Genomic DNA, 17,410 nt, shown 5'->3' on the forward strand with positions numbered 1-17,410 from the left:
TTTACTCAAGCACAGAATGCAAGTTCTTCTTAGCCTTCACCTCATCGTAACCAGTACGTTTACGATAATCATCAAATTGGTCTTGACCAATATTACCAATATTAAAATAGTCGGCTTGCGGATGACTAAAATAAAAACCAGATACACTTGATGCTGGGAACATTGCAAAGCTCTCTGTTAGCATCATGCCAATATCCTCAGGTTTCATCACATTAAACATATCTCGCATCACGGTATGCTCTGGACACGATGGGTAACCCGGCGCAGGACGAATACCTTGATATTTTTCTTCAATCATTTCTTCATTGCTCAAATGCTCATCACTTGCATAACCCCATAGGTCTGTCCGAACGCGATGATGCATACACTCTGCAAATCCTTCGGCTAAACGGTCAGCTAATGCCTTAATCATAATCAAAGAGTAATCATCCAGACCTTTTTCAAAGCGCTCTTCATGCACTTGAATGCCAAGTCCACCTGTTACGGCAAACATACCGATATAGTCTTTTACGCCTGAAGACTTCGGTGCAATATAATCCGCCAAACATTTATTGCGAACATCATCACGCTTTTTATTCTGCTGGCGTACCAAGTGCCATGTAAAGAGTTTCTCTGTGCGTGTTTCATCCGTATAAATGTCAATATCCTCTTCATTCACTGAGTTAGCGGGATAAAAGGCCACCACACCACTCGCTGTTAGCCAACGACCATCAATAATCTTGCGTAACATCGCCTTACCATCTTCGTAAATCTTGCGCGCTTGCTCTCCCACAACCTCATCATCGAGAATTTTAGGGAAACTACCTGCCAATCCCCATGTCATAAAGAATGGCGACCAATCAAAGAACTTCTCAATCTCTCGTAAATCGTATGATTCAAAAACACGACGACCGATAAATTTCGGCTTAGGTGGTGTATACGTAGACCAATCAATTGGCTCTTTATTGGCGCGAGCCTCTTCCAGAGGAATCACAGGATTGGCACGGCGATGAGCATGACGTTGACGCACCTGTTCGTACTCTTCGGCAAGTTCTTTTAAAAACTGATCTCTATTATCTGACACGAGATGTGTACAAACACCCACAGAACGACTGGCATCTGGTACATAGATAACGGGACCCTCATAGTTTGGCGCAATTTTAACCGCGGTATGCACACGACTCGTCGTCGCTCCACCAATCATCAAGGGAATTTTTCTTTCACGGAAATAAGGGTCGCGCTGCATTTCAGAAGCAACATACGCCATTTCTTCTAGACTTGGTGTAATTAGCCCCGATAAACCAATAATGTCGGCATTGACTTCTTTTGCCTTCGCAAGAATATCAGCACAGGGCACCATCACGCCCATATTTTCGACTTCAAAGTTATTACATTGCAAGACGACAGAGACGATATTTTTACCAATATCGTGTACATCTCCCTTAACAGTAGCAATAACAATCTTACCCTTGGCACGGACATCTCCACCCGCTGCTTCGATTTGACGTTTTTCCTCTTCAATAAAAGGTACCAAATGGGCTACCGCTTGTTTCATCACACGGGCCGATTTCACCACTTGAGGCAAGAACATCTTACCCTCGCCAAAAAGATCGCCTACAACATTCATCCCATCCATCAGCGGGCCTTCAATCACCTCGATTGGACGACCTCCTCGTGCAGCGATTTTCTGACGAACTTCCTCAGTATCTTCAACAATAAACTGTGTAATACCATTTACCAAACCATGGGTTAAACGCTCTTCGACGGGCAATTCGCGCCATGCTAAGTTTTCTTCTTTTTTCTGACCAGAACCCTTAATTTGCTCCGCATATTCCACTAAACGCTCTGTTGAAGTACGCTCATCACTTGGATCTGTTTTACCTACAGGCTCTTTGCGATTGAGAATCACATCCTCAACAAGATCTCGTGTTTTAGAGTCTAAATCTGCGTAAACGCCTAACATCCCTGCGTTTACAATACCCATTGTTAAACCTTCTTTAATGGCGTAATACAAGAAAACCGTATGAATAGCCTCACGCATCGCCTCATTACCACGGAAGGAGAAACTGACATTGGAAATACCGCCTGACATACGTGCATGGGGCAGGTTTTCATGAATCCACTTCACCCCTTGGATAAAGTCCACCGCATAGTTATCATGTTCTTCAATCCCTGTAGCAACGGCAAAAACATTAGGGTCAAAGATAATATCTTCTGGCGGAAAATCTAACTCATCCACCAAAAGGTGATAAGCCTTACCACAGATTTCTTTGCGTCGCTCTAAATTATCCGCTTGACCTAACTCATCAAACGCCATCACCACAATAGCAGCACCATATTTACGACATAATTTTGCATGCTCTAAAAATGGCTCAACACCCTCTTTCATAGAAATAGAGTTAACAATCGGTTTACCCTGTACACACTTTAACCCCTCCTCAAGTACTTCCCATTTTGAAGAGTCAATCATGATAGGCACACGAGAAATATCAGGCTCAGAAGCAATGAGATTCAAAAAACGACGCATACTAGACTTAGCATCTAACATCGCCTCGTCCATATTAATATCAATAATCTGCGCCCCGTTTTCTACCTGTTGCCGAGCCACTGCCAAGGCCTCATCAAATTTTTCTTCTTTGATTAGACGCAAAAACATCTTAGAACCTGTCACATTGGTACGTTCACCCACATTGATAAACAAGGTCTTATCATCAATATTTAAAGGCTCTAATCCTGAAAGACGCGTTTTTACCTCAACCTCAGGAACAACACGTGCAGGCAATGTCTCCACCGCCTCACGAATCGCTTTAATATGATCTGGTGTCGTACCACAGCAACCGCCCACCATATTGACAAAGCCTGCCTCAGCAAATTCTTTTAACAACGCAGAGGTATCTGCTGGTGTTTCATCAAACCCCGTATCACTCATTGGGTTTGGTAAGCCTGCATTCGGATAGACACATAGGAAAGTATCACAAATTTTGGATAACTCTGCGATATAAGGCCGCATTAAGGCTGCACCTAAAGCACAGTTTAAACCAATCGTAATCGGACGCGCATGACGAATAGAGTTCCAAAAAGCCTCTACGGTTTGACCAGATAAAATACGTCCAGAAGCATCGGTTACCGTACCTGAAATCATCACAGGTAAGCGAATACCGCGCTCTTCAAACACCGTTTCTGTCGCAAAAATTGCCGCTTTTGCGTTTAAAGTATCAAAAATGGTTTCAATTAAAATGAGATCAACACCACCGTCCAATAAACCATTTAATTGCTCCGTATAGGTCGCCACTAATTCATCAAAGGTAATATTGCGTGCACCTGGATCATTTACATCAGGAGAAATGGATGCCGTCTTAGGCTGAGGGCCCAATGCACCCGCCACAAAACGCGGGTGATCTGGCGTACTAAACTCATTACAAGCTTGACGCGCTAATTTGGCAGACTCCACGTTAAGCTCATAAGCTAACTCAGGTAATTCATAATCACCTTGCGCCACAGAGGTTGCACCGAACGTATTGGTCTCAATAACATCCGCACCTGCCGCTAAGTATTGCCGATGAATGTCTAAAATAATATCTGGACGAGTTAAGCTTAACAGCTCATTGTCACCCTTAACATCTTGATGATGATCTGCAAAACGTTGTCCTCGAAAATCCCCTTCTGTCAGCTTATATCGCTGAATCATCGTCCCCATTGCTCCGTCAAGGATTAAAATTTTCCCTTGGTTCAGGCGACGAGCAAATTCAGCGCCATGAGTATAGGAATCTATAGGGTAAGGTAACTTAGGATAATTCACGATAAAGCCTACTTTTGTAATGTTCTTAAAAGCTTTAAATTTTAACATTTAAACAACAAAAATAACCTCTATCCCCTTAAAAATTAAAGAGATTTTTTTGTTCTTCTTTGTAAGAAAAATACTTTCAGGTAGAATGTTGGAACTTTATAAAGGTGCTTTTGGCGCGCATACTTTTCACTGTCGAAATAGTATGCGTGAGGCAAAAGGTAAATGGGAAACAAAGCAGTGCTGCCCCCGCAACGGTAGAGTTTTTTTGAACGAGCCCGAGCTCAGCCTTTTATAAAGCATCCGAATAGGATATTTCCATCAACTATTGTGCGGGGTCGCGCAATTTTACACAGTATTACTCATGAAAATTACTCCACTCAACGTAGCCTTAGCGGCTGCTTTCCTCCCTATCAGTGCCTTTGCACAAGAACAAGCAACTGAATTAGAACCTATCGTTGTAACAGCCTCACGTACCGCAGAACCACTCAAAAATGTGGTGGGTGATTTTACGGTGATTGAACAAGAAGAGTTACAACGAGAAACTAGCTCAACATTACTCGAACTATTAGCGCGTAAACCGGGTTTACAGGTGTATGACAGTGGTGGACCACAAACCACTTCTGGCATATATACTCGAGGCGCAAATCCTCAAGCCACCCTCGTTATGCTGAATGGTTTACGTATTAACGACACTACAGCAGGTAGCACATTTTGGAATCTCATTGACCCAGCCTTACTCAACCGTGTAGAAGTTGTGCGTGGTGCTGCTAGTGGTTTATACGGTGCGAACGCCATGGGTGGAGTAATTAATCTCATCACAACACCCACAGAAACAGGTCCTCGCGAATTAAGCTTAAAAGCGAATATTGGCGGTGGCTCTCATGGCACATTCCGTACGAATGCAGCCATTTCAGGAGCCACTGAGCAAGTTGATTACTATTTAGCGGGTGCTTATACAACAAGCGAAGGTTATAATGCGACCAATGTACGCAATACCTATTCCTATAATCCAGATAAAGATGGCTACGAACAAGCTTCTGTCGCTGGTAGTCTAGGTTATACATTTACACCGGGACATCGTCTAGGCGTGACTTTCTTTAACTCGGTTAATCGCGGAGACTTTGATGCGGGCAATCGTCCTTGGGATGTGCAAGATGCTTTTGGCTACACACGCCAAAAAGCTTACGGCATCACTAGCACCAATCAAATTACCGATTGGTGGGAAAGCATTATCAATGTTTCCTACGGTAAAGTTCACTCAGACAATCGTGCTTATGGCTCAAAATTTGAGAATCGTACAAATTTTTATAGCTGGCAAAACAACTTTAATCTAGCGGAAAATCATACACTCTCTCTCGTGTATGAGCACACTAAAGAGCGAGCATTTAATAGCAAAGGTTTATCTCAACAAAACCGTCATACTAATTCAGTCGCTGCTCTTTATAAGGGTGATATTGATCGCCACCATATCCAAGCTAATTTACGTCACGACAACGTTGTTGGCGTAAAAGGCAGTACGACAGGTGGCATATCATACGCTTTCGATATTACCCCTGAGCTTCAAGTAGGCGGTGGCTATAGCACAGGCTTCCGAGTAGGCACTTTTGCCGATATGTATTCCCCTCTTGCTTGGGATTTTCAGGGCAATCCAAATCTACGCCCCGAGAAATCTCGCAATGTAGAACTTAACTTACGCTATCACAGCGAAGATACGCAAGTTGGTTTAACTTTATTTCAAAGTAAGTACAAAGATCTTATTAATACTTACGACTGCAGTACTTACCCATGCTCAACATCTAATGTGGATAAAGCCACTATCCGTGGTATTAGTTTAGACGCTACTCAACGCTTTGGCAATACAACTTTATCGCTAGGCGCAGACTTCCTCAATGCAAAAGATGATACAACTGGTAAGCGCCTAGTCCGCCGTGCCAATCAAGTGTATCGTGCAAGCGTAACTCATGAGTTTGAACGTATAAATGTTGGGGCAGACTATCTCTTCGTGGGTCATCGTTATGATGATAATGCCAATAGCAAAGAAAAACGTCTTGGTGGTTATGGCTTAGTTAACTTGCGTGCGGATTACAAAGTAGCGAAAAACTTCCAAATCCAAGTAACCGTTAACAATGTATTTAACAAGAAGTATGAACCTGCTTACGGCTACAACGGCCAAGGGACCAACTTCTTCTTAAACTTATCTTATCAACACTAAGATGAAAAAAGGCACTTCATTACTGTTTCAAGGTCTGTTGTGCCTTCTCACAGGGGTAGTAGGTTTAACTACTGCCTCTGCTGCAGAAAAACCGACTGTTATCAGCCTTTCGCCTGCAGCTACCGAGCTTATCTACGAGCTCAAACTCGATTCGCATCTTATTGCTGTTGATCAAAACAGCGACTACCCCGAACAAGTAAAAAATCTACCTAATATTGGCGATCCTTTTAATCCTAATCTAGAGTTATTAGCACAGTATCAACCTGATTTACTGATTCATTTTTCGCATCATCATGCATTAGAAACTGTTCAAAAAACATTTAATCTCACCCTATTGCCCATGCAACCCAAAAATATAGAGGAGTTATTTGCACAAGCAGAGCAACTCTCCAACCATCTATACCACAACCGCAATGAGCAAATTCAGCAATGGCGACAACAATGGCAAACGATTCATCAGCAATACCAAAACTCCACTAGCTCACTACCCAAAAAGGTCTTTATCTTTCTTGGCACCAACCCCATCTACACCTTAGGAAAAAATGCATTTCTTTCTCAAAGCTTACATGTCTGTAATGTGAAAGGACTTTTTGATGATCAAGACTATCCGTCTTTAATGGTATCCAAAGAGCAATTAGCCACCCACGCACCTGATACAGTACTTGCAGGCTTATCAAGTTACGATAATGCAGAGCAACGTACACAACAAATTATTGATACATTCAAAAGTTTGGGTATCGCTTTAACAGAACAACAAATCGTTCTTGTTGATCAAGATATTTTATTTCGCCCTACGATTCGATTTTTAAACTATCTACCGACCTTGTGTGAACGCTTACGGTAGAATTACAAAATCTCCAACGAATGTTGAATGGCCTTAGCGGCGACAATACCATCTGCCATAGAAGTCACTACACAAGGATGCATGCGATTAGCTACCTCACCAATAGCATAAATCCCACTAATACTCGTCTGTGCTGTGTCATGATCTGTCCAAATATGGCCGCTTTCTTTTATTTTTAAATTTAAATGATTAAAGCCTGCCAATTGCGGTTCATAGCCATAAAACACCATAATCGTGTCATATTGCTCACCATTGACCGTCATATTCTCGGGGTTAAAGACATACTCACCCACATGTAAACTCTGCGGATTAATCGTCTCTAACCATTTCTGCTGAGCACGAATACTACGTGCATAAATATCAACAGACTTAACGCCTCTATCTAAGGCATAAATCGCATTTTCAAACGCATTGTCGCCCCCTCCTAACACCGCAACACGTTTCATCACAAAATCATGCATATATACATGCTTTCCCGGTCCTAATAGAATTTCAGGATACCGCTTACCCTCTGGCATTTGCACGGGTCTTTTATGTCGAACGCCTGTTGCAATCACCACATTACGACCAATGATGCCGTGATTTTCTCCGAACAACACTCTAAATAAAGGGGTCTCACTTTCTATGTCTTCTACACGCTGAATATCCGTCACTTGCTGATTGAGTAATACGGGAACACGAGCCGCCTCTAGGCTCCGTTTCATTTGCACAGAAACCTCTTCCCCTGTTAAATCTGGTGCAGTAACATTCCATGGGTCAGGAAAAGGATTTAAGGCACTTAACCCACCTATTTCACTTGCTCTATCTACAATCACCGGTTTAAATCCCAATAAGGATAACCATACAGCACACGATGCACCAGCAGGACCTGCACCAATAATCACCGCATCATAGATAGTCGCATTCATACATTTTCTCTGAGAGTTTTTATCATCACTGCCTATTGTAGCCAATTTGATTAGATAAAACATTACAATTTAACATTAGAATTTTAGAGCTATATCGTTCTCTATTTATTATGTTAACGCAAAAAATTTTCTTCAATCGTTTACGTTTAGATGCTCGTATTGGCATTCTCGAACATGAGCTACGTGCGACCCAAATTATTTATATTGATGCAGAGCTTGATGTTAATCCCAGTTGTGAGGCCAATGACCACGATATTAGTACCGTTCTGGATTACCGGAAAATCCGTGAGGCTATTATCGAAGAGTCCACTCGTACACATGTTCATTTAGTTGAAGTTCTTGGCAAAATGATTACAGAACGCCTTCTTCGTGACTTCCCTGAGGTCAGTCAGGTGAAATTACGTATTAGTAAGCCCGCTGCGTTTTCCGATTGTGATGCAGTGGGTATTGAGTTTGTCGCTACTCGTTAAAATTAAATTATGCAAACTAATCCTCTCTTATCAGCAGCCAATGAAAAGCTGCGTCAAGACAATAACAAACTCACGAAGCGCATTATTCGCGAAACCGCTAACGCCATTGTTGATTACAATATGATTGAAGATGGTGATAAGGTGATGGTGTGCCTCTCTGGAGGCAAAGACTCTTATGGCATGCTCGATGTTTTAATGACACTACAAAAACGAGCTCCCATTAAATTTGAGCTTGTCGCCGTCAATTTAGATCAAAAGCAACCCGGATTTCCCGAAGAGGTACTTCCCAATTACTTAACGAGTATTGGTATCCCTTTTCATATTGAAAATCAAGATACCTATTCCATCGTTAAGCGACTAATCCCTGAAGGCAAAACCACCTGTTCTCTTTGTTCTCGTTTACGCCGTGGTATTTTATACCGTGTTGCCGATGAATTAGGTTGTAATAAAATTGCTTTAGGTCATCACCGTGATGACATCTTAGCGACGTTTTTCCTCAATCTCTTTTATGCGGCAAAACTTAAAACCATGCCGCCAAAACTTGTCAGTGATGATGGAAAACACACGGTCATTCGCCCATTAGCCTATGTGCCCGAAAAAGACCTCATGGCTTATGCAGAACTCAAACAATTCCCGATTATTCCCTGCAATCTTTGTGGTTCTCAAGAGAACTTAAAACGTAAAGAAGTGGCTAATATGTTGCGTGCATGGGAAAAAGAAAGCCCCAAAAAAGTGTGGAATATCTACAAATCTCTCTCAGCGATTTCTCCCTCACACTTAATGGATAGAAATCTCTTTGACTTTGTGAATCTACGCCCTACAGGTGTGGCTGACGAGGATGGCGATAAAGCCTTCGATGCTGACACTTTTGCTGACTATTCTCCTATCGAAGAAGAGGACAGCGATGAGGATAGGATTGACGCTACTACCTCACAAAGTGATACTAGCCATAAATTCCAGAAAATCATTAATATCCAAAAATTATAATATCCGCACAAATGCTACTGCTTAAATGCACATCCAGCGTAGGCAGTAGCCAATAGAAAACCAGACTTTCTCGCAAAAATCTTAAGACAATGAAATTTGAACAACAACTTGGTCATGCTCCTCTTGGTAAAAGTAGTGAATACCCAGAAAAATATGACCCCTCATTACTGTTTCCCATTGCACGTCAAATAGGAAGAGATTATCTCAGTATTCAACCTCATCCAACATGGGTGGGCGAAGATATATGGCGTGCGTTTGAAGTCTCCTGGCTAAATCAAAAAGGTAAACCACAAATTGCCATTTTGACCTTTACCATTCCAGCGAGTTCTAGCCATATTATTGAGTCAAAATCATTTAAGCTTTATCTCAATTCCTTTAATCAAGAAAAAATGGAATGGGCTGAACTACATCATCGTTTAGAAACCGATTTAAGTCACGCAGCTGGCGCTCAGATTAGCATTCAACGAGAAGAGGCTGCAACTCCTCTTGCACCAACAACAAGCTCCCCTTCCTTACCAACACTTAACGCTATTTCTATTGATAATTTAGACGTAGAGTGTTCTGTTTATGAGCCTACGGCAAGTATATTAAAAGCAGACTCTTCTCGCATAGTCAAAGAAACACTCATATCAGAACTTCTCAAAAGTAACTGTCCAGTTACCTCTCAACCAGATTGGGGAACGGTGGTTATTAGCTATGAAGGCCCTGCGATTGACCATGCAGCATTACTCCAATATATTGTTTCATTTCGAGGACATAACGGTTTTCATGAGCAATGTGTCGAGCAGATTTATTGTGATATTCTTCAACAATGTAAACCGCACTCGCTGGAAGTTCATGCGCGTTACACTCGACGTGGCGGATTAGATATCAACCCACGTCGGGCAAGTCCTAATTTTACCCCTGATAGCGCTAATGCGGACTACTCTCAGCGTATCCGTACACCTCGCCAATAAAGACAAATGCTCGATGAAGAACTCCCCTCATCGAGCATTTTTTACACAACCCTTAAGCTGCCTACTCACCCCAATTACGCTTTCTCGTTGTATGACCAATACCCACGTTAAAAGTATTCGTCGGATCTAAGCGTCGATAATGGTTAATCAAGGCTGCTTTTGCTAAATAGAGATGCCCTACATTATGCTCTGCTGGGTACTCTGCCCCTCTACCATCCAAAATATGCCACATTTTATGCTCCATGGCTAAAGGATCGACTCCTTTGCGCACAATATAGTCTTGGTGGAATACATGGCAGAAAAAATGCCCATAATAAAGCTTATGAATAATATCTTTATTTAACTCCTCTGGTAATTCCTCTTCCCATTCCCTATCATTGCGACGCAAAGCAATATCTAACGCGACAATATCCTCCACTTCACTTAAATGGCAATCACGATAGCGAATAGCGGCGCCCGCAATAGCAAACCGATGTAAGAATGCCTTTCTCCCCTCTTCTGCCGTACACAAAAAGAAATCACCTGTCGTATGTTCTTTAAAATATGTGCTTAAAAAATTCTGTACTTGCTCAACATCCTTTTTCTCAATACGGATAATTAAGTGGTGTGGGTATAAATCACGATAAGCATTCATCCGCTCAGGTAAGTGATTAGGAAAAAATTTCATTAAGCATTGAATAACTTTGTCACTCAATCCTTTAAGTTTAAATCTTTCTAATACACCATCAATTTTGGCTTTTAGCGCAAAAGCTTGAGGGACTTTATCTGTACCAAATTTTTCGATAAATAAAAATGTATCCTTGCCGTATTCTGCACCAATATCATAAGCGGTACGATGAATATACTCTCCAGCAATTGGTAAGTTTGGCAACTCTTTTAAAAGATAGCGTCGCACAGCGGTTAAGTCATCTTGTGTCGAACTACCAATATAAAAAACTTCACTGGCGACTTTTTCAAACGTATCTAGACGTACAGCAAAAACGCATACTTTACCTGCTGACCCTGATGCCTCAAATAAACGAGTAGGATCATTATTAAACCGCGCTGGCGTATTTTCATCCACTTGTTTAACATCATGCGCATAACGTTTATCTGAAGCTTGTTTTTGTGCATCGTTATCAATATCTTCCGCACTATAATCTGCAGCACTTAAACGACGTAAAATTTCCTCTGGCGTATCACCTAGCGCAATACCGAGGTGATTAACCAACTCTAACTCGTTACTTTCATTAAGGCGGGCATATAAAGCCAATTCAGTATAAGCTGGACCCCGTCGGACCAAAGCACCACCCGAATTATTGCAAATTCCCCCTAATACAGAGGCACCAATGCACGATGAGCCAATTACCGAATGCGGCTCACGATTATGTGGAGCTAACGCTTTTTCGAGTTCATTTAAGGTCGCTCCCGGTAAACAAACAACTTGTTCAGCACGGTTAATCAGCTGAACCCCTTTTAAGCGAGTCGTACTTAAGATAACTACGGGTCGATCATAATCATGTCCAAAAGGTGTTGATCCCCCAGTCAAACCGGTATTAGCTGCCTGCATAATCACAATACATTGAGGAACTACTGCCTTGAGTACCTGCCATTGCTCTAATAAGGTCGCTGGCTGAACCACCGCCAAAACATCACCTGAACCATAGCGTTTCCCTTGTCGATAAAGACGCGTCTGATTATCCTCTGTCAACACATGCTTATGCCCAACAATCTGTTTTAGTGTATCAATAATTTGTGTACTCATATGGCTAATCCCCAAAGAAAAAGTCGGAAGAACAGAACCACATCCGCTTATTCAATCCGACTTTCTCCTTTACTTAAATGCTATGTCATTAAAAGACTTGTGCTAATTCTTTTTCAGCTCTAACTAAACATTCACCACTGATTTCAGCGACAGATTTTACGCCTGTTAGCGTCATTGCGACACGCATCTCTTTCATCATTAAGTCAAGTAAATTCTCAACTCCCGCTTGCCCCTGTGCAGCTAATGCATAGGCAAATGCACGACCGATTAAACATGCATCCGCCCCCAATGCCAACATGCGAACGATATCTAAACCACTACGTACGCCAGAGTCTGCAAGAATCTTAATTTTGCCTTTTACAGCATCAGCAATAGCAGGCATAGCCGCAGCACTAGACAATACACCATCTAATTGGCGACCACCATGATTCGACACCACAATACCATCTGCACCAAAAGCCACGGCATCACGCGCATCCTCTGGATCAAGAATACCTTTAATCACCATAGGACCTTCCCAGAAATCACGAATCCACTGTAAATCTTTCCACGAGATAGACGGATCAAAGTTAGCACCTAACCAACCAATGTAGTCCTCTAATCCTGTTGGCTTGCCCAAGTAACGGGAAATGTTACCTAAATCATGTGGTTTACCATGAATCCCCACATTCCAAGCCCAGTGAGGGTAAAGGGTCGATTGTAAATAACGACGCATGGCGGCATTAGGTCCACTCATACCTGAGTGAGCATCACGATAACGTGCCCCCGGAACAGGCATATCGACTGTAAATACCAAGGTGCTACACCCTGCCGCTTTAGCACGTTCTAGCACATTCTTCATAAAGCCACGATCGCGTAGCACATAAAGCTGGAACCACATCGGACGATTAATCGCTGGGGTTACTTCCTCAATAGGACAAACAGATACAGTGGATAAAGTAAACGGAATGCCTTTTTTATCCGCCGCTTTAGCTGCTTGTACCTCACCACGCTTAGCATACATACCTGTTAAACCCACTGGCGCTAATGCGAGTGGCATAGATAGCTTTTCACCAAATAACTCTGTACTTGTTGTTAAATCGGACATATTTTTAAGGATACGCTGACGCAACGCAATTTTAGATAAGTCATCGACATTATTACGCAGAGTCGCTTCATCATAAGCTCCGCCATCAATATAATGGAATAAAAAAGGAGGTAAGCGACGTTGTGCTGCTTTGCGATAATCTTTTGTTGATGAAATAATCATTTTTTCAGTCCTAAAGTTTCTTTAATCTATTTTTACGTTCTTGACGAGCCTCTGCCTCATCAATTTGCTTAACCTGATCAATAACATAATGAATATGTTGCTGAACACTATTTAACGCACCATGTGCATCTTTCTGCTCAATAGCACTTAAGAGTTCGGTATGTTGCTGATTGAGCTGATTAGCCATCACCGTATCGGTGTACATCTTATGGCGTGCTAAGACGACATTATGGTGTAATAACTCAAATACATTTCTCATTAATTGAATCAGTACGACATTATGACTTGCCTCTGCTATCGCCAAATGAAAGTTTGCATCCGCATCCGCCGCACGATCTAAATCTCCGACTTGTTGATAATGTTGTAATTGCTCATAGGCTGCTCGAATCACTGCTTTCTCTTCGTCTGTCGCACGAAGTGCCGCATACCAAGCTGTTCCTCCCTCTAAAACTGCCCGTGCCTCCTGCACATCAAATCGATAATCAGGGTCTTGAGATAACAGACGCCCTATCTGATTAAGATGATTATCAATTTTCCACATCTTAGGATCTTGTCGTAGAAACGTCCCTGAACCAATCTTAGTATCAATCAAGCCTTGAGCTGTTAATTGCTTAAGAAGCTCTCGCAATCTCGTCCGAGAAATAGAGAGCATTTCACAAAGCTTTCTTTCGGCAGGTAACCGTCCCCCAATTTCAATACCTTGGTCCTTAATGACTTCGCCAAGCGCGGAAATAAGAGATGTTTTTTTTGTCATATACCTGCCTTACTATGTGCAATTATTAATGAGGAATCATACCTGGCAATAAATATGCCTGTACAGTCACGATAATACCAATAATTACAGCAAAAATTAAGCTATGCTTTACAGTAAAGCGGAATAAATCAGATTCTTTACCTACTAAACCAACCGCAGCACATGCAATCGCAATCGATTGTGGTGAAATCATCTTACCCGTCACCCCACCACTCGTATTGGCAGCAACCAATAAGACATCAGAGACACCAATTTGATGTGCTGTGGTTGCCTGTAATGCACCAAATAAAGCGTTGGCAGAAGTATCTGATCCCGTGAGGAATACACCCAGCCAACCTAAGAAAGGTGAGAAAAACGTAAAAGCCTTACCTGTATGTGCTAGAGCTAATGCCAATGTAGCCGATAAACCAGAATAGTTGGCCACAAAAGCAAAAGCCAATACCATACCAATTGAAGCGATAGGAATACGTAATTCTTTTAGGGTTTCTCCAAATGTCGCTACTGCTTGCGATGGTTTCATACGAAGATAAATAATCGTTATAATCGCCGCAATTAAAATTGCCGTACCTGTTGCAGAGAACCAATCAAACTTATAAATAGCTGCATAGTTTGTCGCTTCAGTCACCACGGGTGGTAACTTTTGTACAAGATTATGTAAACCCGGTACGTCAAACTGTAAAACCATGCTTTCTAAAGGACCACCTACCTTGAATAAGCTTTTGAAAGGTTTAATACTCCAAACAGTCACTACCGCTGTTAAGATAGCAAAAGGTGTCCATGCTTTAGCAATTTGACCTGCCGTATAAGAATGCTTAGCAGGGGTTTGTGCTGAAGTCTCTTGATCAAAACGGAAGATTGTTTTAGGTTGCCAAAATTTACATAAAATAGTAAGACTCACTAATGTAGCAATCGCTGCTGTAATATCAGGTAACTCAGGTCCTAAATACGTCGATGTTGCCCATTGAGTAATAGCAAAGGATAAACCTCCCACTAAAATCGCTGGCCACATTTCTTTAACACCGCGCCAACCATCCATAATCGCCATTAACCATACCAATACAATAGGTACAACAAATGGTAATTGATGACCCACCATTTGGCTAATAAGCATAGGGTCGATATTGGCTACCTGACCTGCCACAATGATAGGAATACCCATCGCACCGAATGCAACAGGGGCGGTATTAGCAATAAGACAAAGACCTGCAGCATAAAGCGGTTTAAAGCCTAAGCCAACTAATAATGCCGCCGTAATCGCTACAGGAGCACCAAAACCTGCCGCTCCCTCCAAGAAAGTACCGAATGCAAAACCAACTAGCAGCATTTGCATACGTTGGTCTTCGGTAAGCGATAAAATACTAGAACGGATAATATCAAATTGCCCTGTTTTGACCGAGATTTTATAAAGAAATACCGCGCCAATAATAATCCAAGCGATAGGCCATAAACCATAAAAGAAACCATAAATTGCTGAGGCCAAGGCTATTCCTGTAGGCATACCATAGGCAAAAAGGGCGACTAAAATCGCCAAGATAACTGTGATGGTTCCTGCAACAATCCCTTTTAATCGGAAAACTGTTAAGGCTAAGAAAAAGAAAACAATAGGAATTAATGCGACTAAGCTAGATAGCCAAATATTTCCTAATGGATCATAGAGTTGCTGCCATTGCATATGTGTTTGCCCTCCATGGGCATATAAAAATCATAACAAAATTGGTATTACCTTTTACTAATTATTGGTTATACCAATGCCTGAAAGTTTAACATCATACGCCCATGAAGCAAGACGAGTAATTAGGGTTTTTACCTATTCTTTAGGTTATTTACTAAATAAAACAATCACTTACTTTTTAAGTAAATTGGTATGAGCAGTTTAATATAAGTGACTATGTTCAAATAAATTTAAGAAAAATATGGGTTTTATGCTTAGAGAAATTAGCAATGTGTAGAGTCAAATTTGATGATAAAAAATAAAAAGATTATTCAACATTTTTAATACAGAAATTTAATATTTTGCATTGCAGTAATGTATACTGTTATGCGGAAAACCTATAAACTCAAGGAGACAAGTATGACATTATCCAAAACACTATCCATTTTGACAGTAATAATTGGAAGCTGCCTAATCACAATAGCTAAACCAAGTCTAGCAACAACGGATTATCCTAGTAAAACTATTACAAACATTGTTCCTTTTCCTCCTGGGGGACTAACAGATATCACAGGACGAATTATTTCTGAAGCTTTAAGCAAAAAACTAAATCAGACAATAGTTATTGATAACAAATCAGGAGCAGCAGGATCTATTGGCATTTCTCAAGTCATCAGGAGCAAACCTGACGGTTATACATTAGGCAGCATTACGTCACCAGCTTTACTTGCTCCACACATACTACCTAAAGCCCCATACGACCTACGAACAGATATCAAACCTATTGGAATCGCATATATCACGCCTCTCGTATTGGTTATCAATCCAAAATATACACCTGAAATCACTGATATGCCGTCATTAATAGCAACAGGAAAAAAAGGAAGTTTAAACTATTCAACAGGGGGATTAGCCAGCACCGCTCACCTAACAATGGAACTCGTCAAAAAAGAACTCAATCTTGATATTACGCATATCCCCTTCAGAGGGAGTTCCCCTGCTGTTACTGCCATATTATCTGGAGAAATCCATTTTATGTTCTCTGATTTGGCTAGTGTATTAACACATATTAAAGCAGGAACACTCAAACCTCTTGCAGTAAGCACAACAACAAGAATTGATGAGCTTCCTGATACACCAACGTTAAGCGAAGTCAACATCCACTCAGCTAAAGCGGCATCATGGGGAGGCATGCTTGCTCCTAAGGCTACGCCTGATGATATTATTGATAAACTCTCTACTGCCCTAAAAGAAGTGTTAGAAGATGATAATGTTCAAAAACGCCTGAAAGCTGCTGGAGCCTATCCTCACTATGCTGATTCAAAAACAATGCAAGCAACCATTAATAGTGATACAGCAATTTGGTCAGAAGTTATAGAAGAAAACAATCTTAAACAAAACTAACGTACCTATATACACTCTATTTTTTCTCCTTTTTGCTATGTACTGAGCGTATATAGCAAAAGGAGTCCAGAATAAAAACTACCGTTTTGATGAGAAATCGTAGCCAAGCCACCCGTTTACCTGCAGAGGTACAGTTTGCAAAGGGTGTTAAAAAGTTATCTGTCTTTGTTGACAAAAAAACTCCAGTCCCGAACGACACTGGCTGAAATCCCTAACTCTCGGGTTATCGTTTTTTTAGGATGAAAATGCAAAAGCCTCTCACAGGCTTGCTCTTGAATAGATACTGATATCTTCATATGTTGGACTCCTTTGTGTCCAAAATATCCGTACCAGTTTAGGATAGGCAATAAAAAAACCTCTCTAGGGATTATCTAGAGAGGTTTTTGATGTAATTAGCTTGACGATGCCCTACTTTCACAGGTGTCCACCCACTATCATCGGCGCAAAGGCGTTTCACTGTCCTGT

At 41.4% G+C, this 17,410-nt stretch carries 12 protein-coding genes and 1 riboswitch; of the genes, 6 read left to right on the forward strand and 6 right to left on the reverse strand.

Translation table 11 applies throughout. The features are described 5' to 3' along the window. Position 1: 1 nt before the first annotated feature. Entirely contained in the window at positions 2-3,778 is a 3,777-nt protein-coding gene (gene metH / locus HKX39_RS07515; protein WP_171680721.1) for a methionine synthase, read from the reverse strand. Between the two features lie 134 nt (positions 3,779-3,912). Then, a riboswitch (cobalamin riboswitch) is annotated at positions 3,913-4,070 on the forward strand. A 57-nt stretch (positions 4,071-4,127) separates the two neighbouring features. Between metH and HKX39_RS07520 the strand changes: the two genes are divergently transcribed. Then, a complete protein-coding gene (locus HKX39_RS07520) occupies positions 4,128-5,978 on the forward strand; it encodes a TonB-dependent receptor plug domain-containing protein (protein ID WP_171680705.1) in 1,851 nt (616 codons plus the stop codon). Position 5,979: 1 nt separating this feature from the next. Then, positions 5,980-6,822, forward strand: coding sequence for an ABC transporter substrate-binding protein (locus tag HKX39_RS07525; RefSeq protein ID WP_171680706.1), 843 nt, complete (start codon positions 5,980-5,982; stop codon positions 6,820-6,822). 2 nt (positions 6,823-6,824) lie between these two features. Here HKX39_RS07525 and HKX39_RS07530 read toward each other — a convergent pair whose 3' ends face one another. Then, positions 6,825-7,730: an NAD(P)/FAD-dependent oxidoreductase gene (locus HKX39_RS07530; RefSeq protein WP_171680707.1), complete on the reverse strand. Its 906-nt coding sequence runs from the start codon at positions 7,728-7,730 to the stop codon at positions 6,825-6,827. Between the two features lie 110 nt (positions 7,731-7,840). On the opposite strand from HKX39_RS07530, the gene folB reads away from it, so the two are divergent. The 3 genes from folB to queF all read left to right on the forward strand — a co-directional run bounded on the left by folB (position 7,841) and on the right by queF (position 10,143). Then, on the forward strand, positions 7,841-8,200 hold the full coding sequence (gene folB, locus HKX39_RS07535; RefSeq protein WP_171680708.1) for a dihydroneopterin aldolase: 360 nt from the start codon (positions 7,841-7,843) through the stop codon (positions 8,198-8,200). A gap of 9 nt (positions 8,201-8,209) precedes the next feature. Continuing rightward, positions 8,210-9,187 carry a tRNA 2-thiocytidine(32) synthetase TtcA gene (gene ttcA, locus HKX39_RS07540; RefSeq protein WP_171680709.1) on the forward strand — a complete coding sequence of 326 codons (978 nt, stop codon included), beginning with the start codon at positions 8,210-8,212 and terminating at the stop codon, positions 9,185-9,187. 89 nt (positions 9,188-9,276) lie between these two features. Beyond that, positions 9,277-10,143, forward strand: coding sequence for an NADPH-dependent 7-cyano-7-deazaguanine reductase QueF (gene queF, locus HKX39_RS07545; protein WP_171680710.1), 867 nt, complete (start codon positions 9,277-9,279; stop codon positions 10,141-10,143). A 61-nt stretch (positions 10,144-10,204) separates the two neighbouring features. Here the strand turns inward: queF and dld are convergent, their stop codons facing one another. From dld to lldP, 4 genes are all read right to left on the reverse strand, one after another. Next, positions 10,205-11,887, reverse strand: coding sequence for a D-lactate dehydrogenase (gene dld / locus HKX39_RS07550; RefSeq protein ID WP_171680711.1), 1,683 nt, complete (start codon positions 11,885-11,887; stop codon positions 10,205-10,207). 88 nt (positions 11,888-11,975) lie between these two features. Further along, positions 11,976-13,136, reverse strand: a complete 1,161-nt coding sequence (gene lldD / locus HKX39_RS07555) for an FMN-dependent L-lactate dehydrogenase LldD (RefSeq protein ID WP_171680712.1) — start codon at positions 13,134-13,136, stop codon at positions 11,976-11,978. 10 nt (positions 13,137-13,146) lie between these two features. Next, positions 13,147-13,890, reverse strand: a complete 744-nt coding sequence (locus tag HKX39_RS07560; protein WP_171680713.1) for an FCD domain-containing protein — start codon at positions 13,888-13,890, stop codon at positions 13,147-13,149. A gap of 25 nt (positions 13,891-13,915) precedes the next feature. Next, positions 13,916-15,562 (reverse strand): L-lactate permease, encoded by a 1,647-nt coding sequence (lldP, locus tag HKX39_RS07565; RefSeq protein WP_171680714.1) that lies wholly within the window; start codon positions 15,560-15,562, stop codon positions 13,916-13,918. A 399-nt stretch (positions 15,563-15,961) separates the two neighbouring features. Between lldP and HKX39_RS07570 the strand changes: the two genes are divergently transcribed. Then, positions 15,962-16,945 (forward strand): Bug family tripartite tricarboxylate transporter substrate binding protein, encoded by a 984-nt coding sequence (locus tag HKX39_RS07570; protein ID WP_171680715.1) that lies wholly within the window; start codon positions 15,962-15,964, stop codon positions 16,943-16,945. Positions 16,946-17,410 lie beyond the last annotated feature (465 nt).

Source organism: Pelistega suis (assembly GCF_013133795.1).
Lineage (GTDB): Bacteria > Pseudomonadota > Gammaproteobacteria > Burkholderiales > Burkholderiaceae_B > Taylorella > Taylorella suis.

Bases quoted from the DNA above. Each gene is read 5' to 3' on its own strand.
- HKX39_RS07520 (WP_171680705.1), top strand. From the start codon at position 4,128: ATGAAAATTACTCCACTCAACGTAGCCTTAGCGGCTGCTTTCCTCCCT.
- HKX39_RS07525 (WP_171680706.1), top strand. From the start codon at position 5,980: ATGAAAAAAGGCACTTCATTACTGTTTCAAGGTCTGTTGTGCCTTCTC.
- HKX39_RS07530 (WP_171680707.1), bottom strand. From the start codon at position 7,730: ATGAATGCGACTATCTATGATGCGGTGATTATTGGTGCAGGTCCTGCT.
- folB (WP_171680708.1), top strand. From the start codon at position 7,841: ATGTTAACGCAAAAAATTTTCTTCAATCGTTTACGTTTAGATGCTCGT.
- ttcA (WP_171680709.1), top strand. From the start codon at position 8,210: ATGCAAACTAATCCTCTCTTATCAGCAGCCAATGAAAAGCTGCGTCAA.
- queF (WP_171680710.1), top strand. From the start codon at position 9,277: ATGAAATTTGAACAACAACTTGGTCATGCTCCTCTTGGTAAAAGTAGT.
- dld (WP_171680711.1), bottom strand. From the start codon at position 11,887: ATGAGTACACAAATTATTGATACACTAAAACAGATTGTTGGGCATAAG.
- lldD (WP_171680712.1), bottom strand. From the start codon at position 13,136: ATGATTATTTCATCAACAAAAGATTATCGCAAAGCAGCACAACGTCGC.
- HKX39_RS07560 (WP_171680713.1), bottom strand. From the start codon at position 13,890: ATGACAAAAAAAACATCTCTTATTTCCGCGCTTGGCGAAGTCATTAAG.
- lldP (WP_171680714.1), bottom strand. From the start codon at position 15,562: ATGCAATGGCAGCAACTCTATGATCCATTAGGAAATATTTGGCTATCT.
- HKX39_RS07570 (WP_171680715.1), top strand. From the start codon at position 15,962: ATGACATTATCCAAAACACTATCCATTTTGACAGTAATAATTGGAAGC.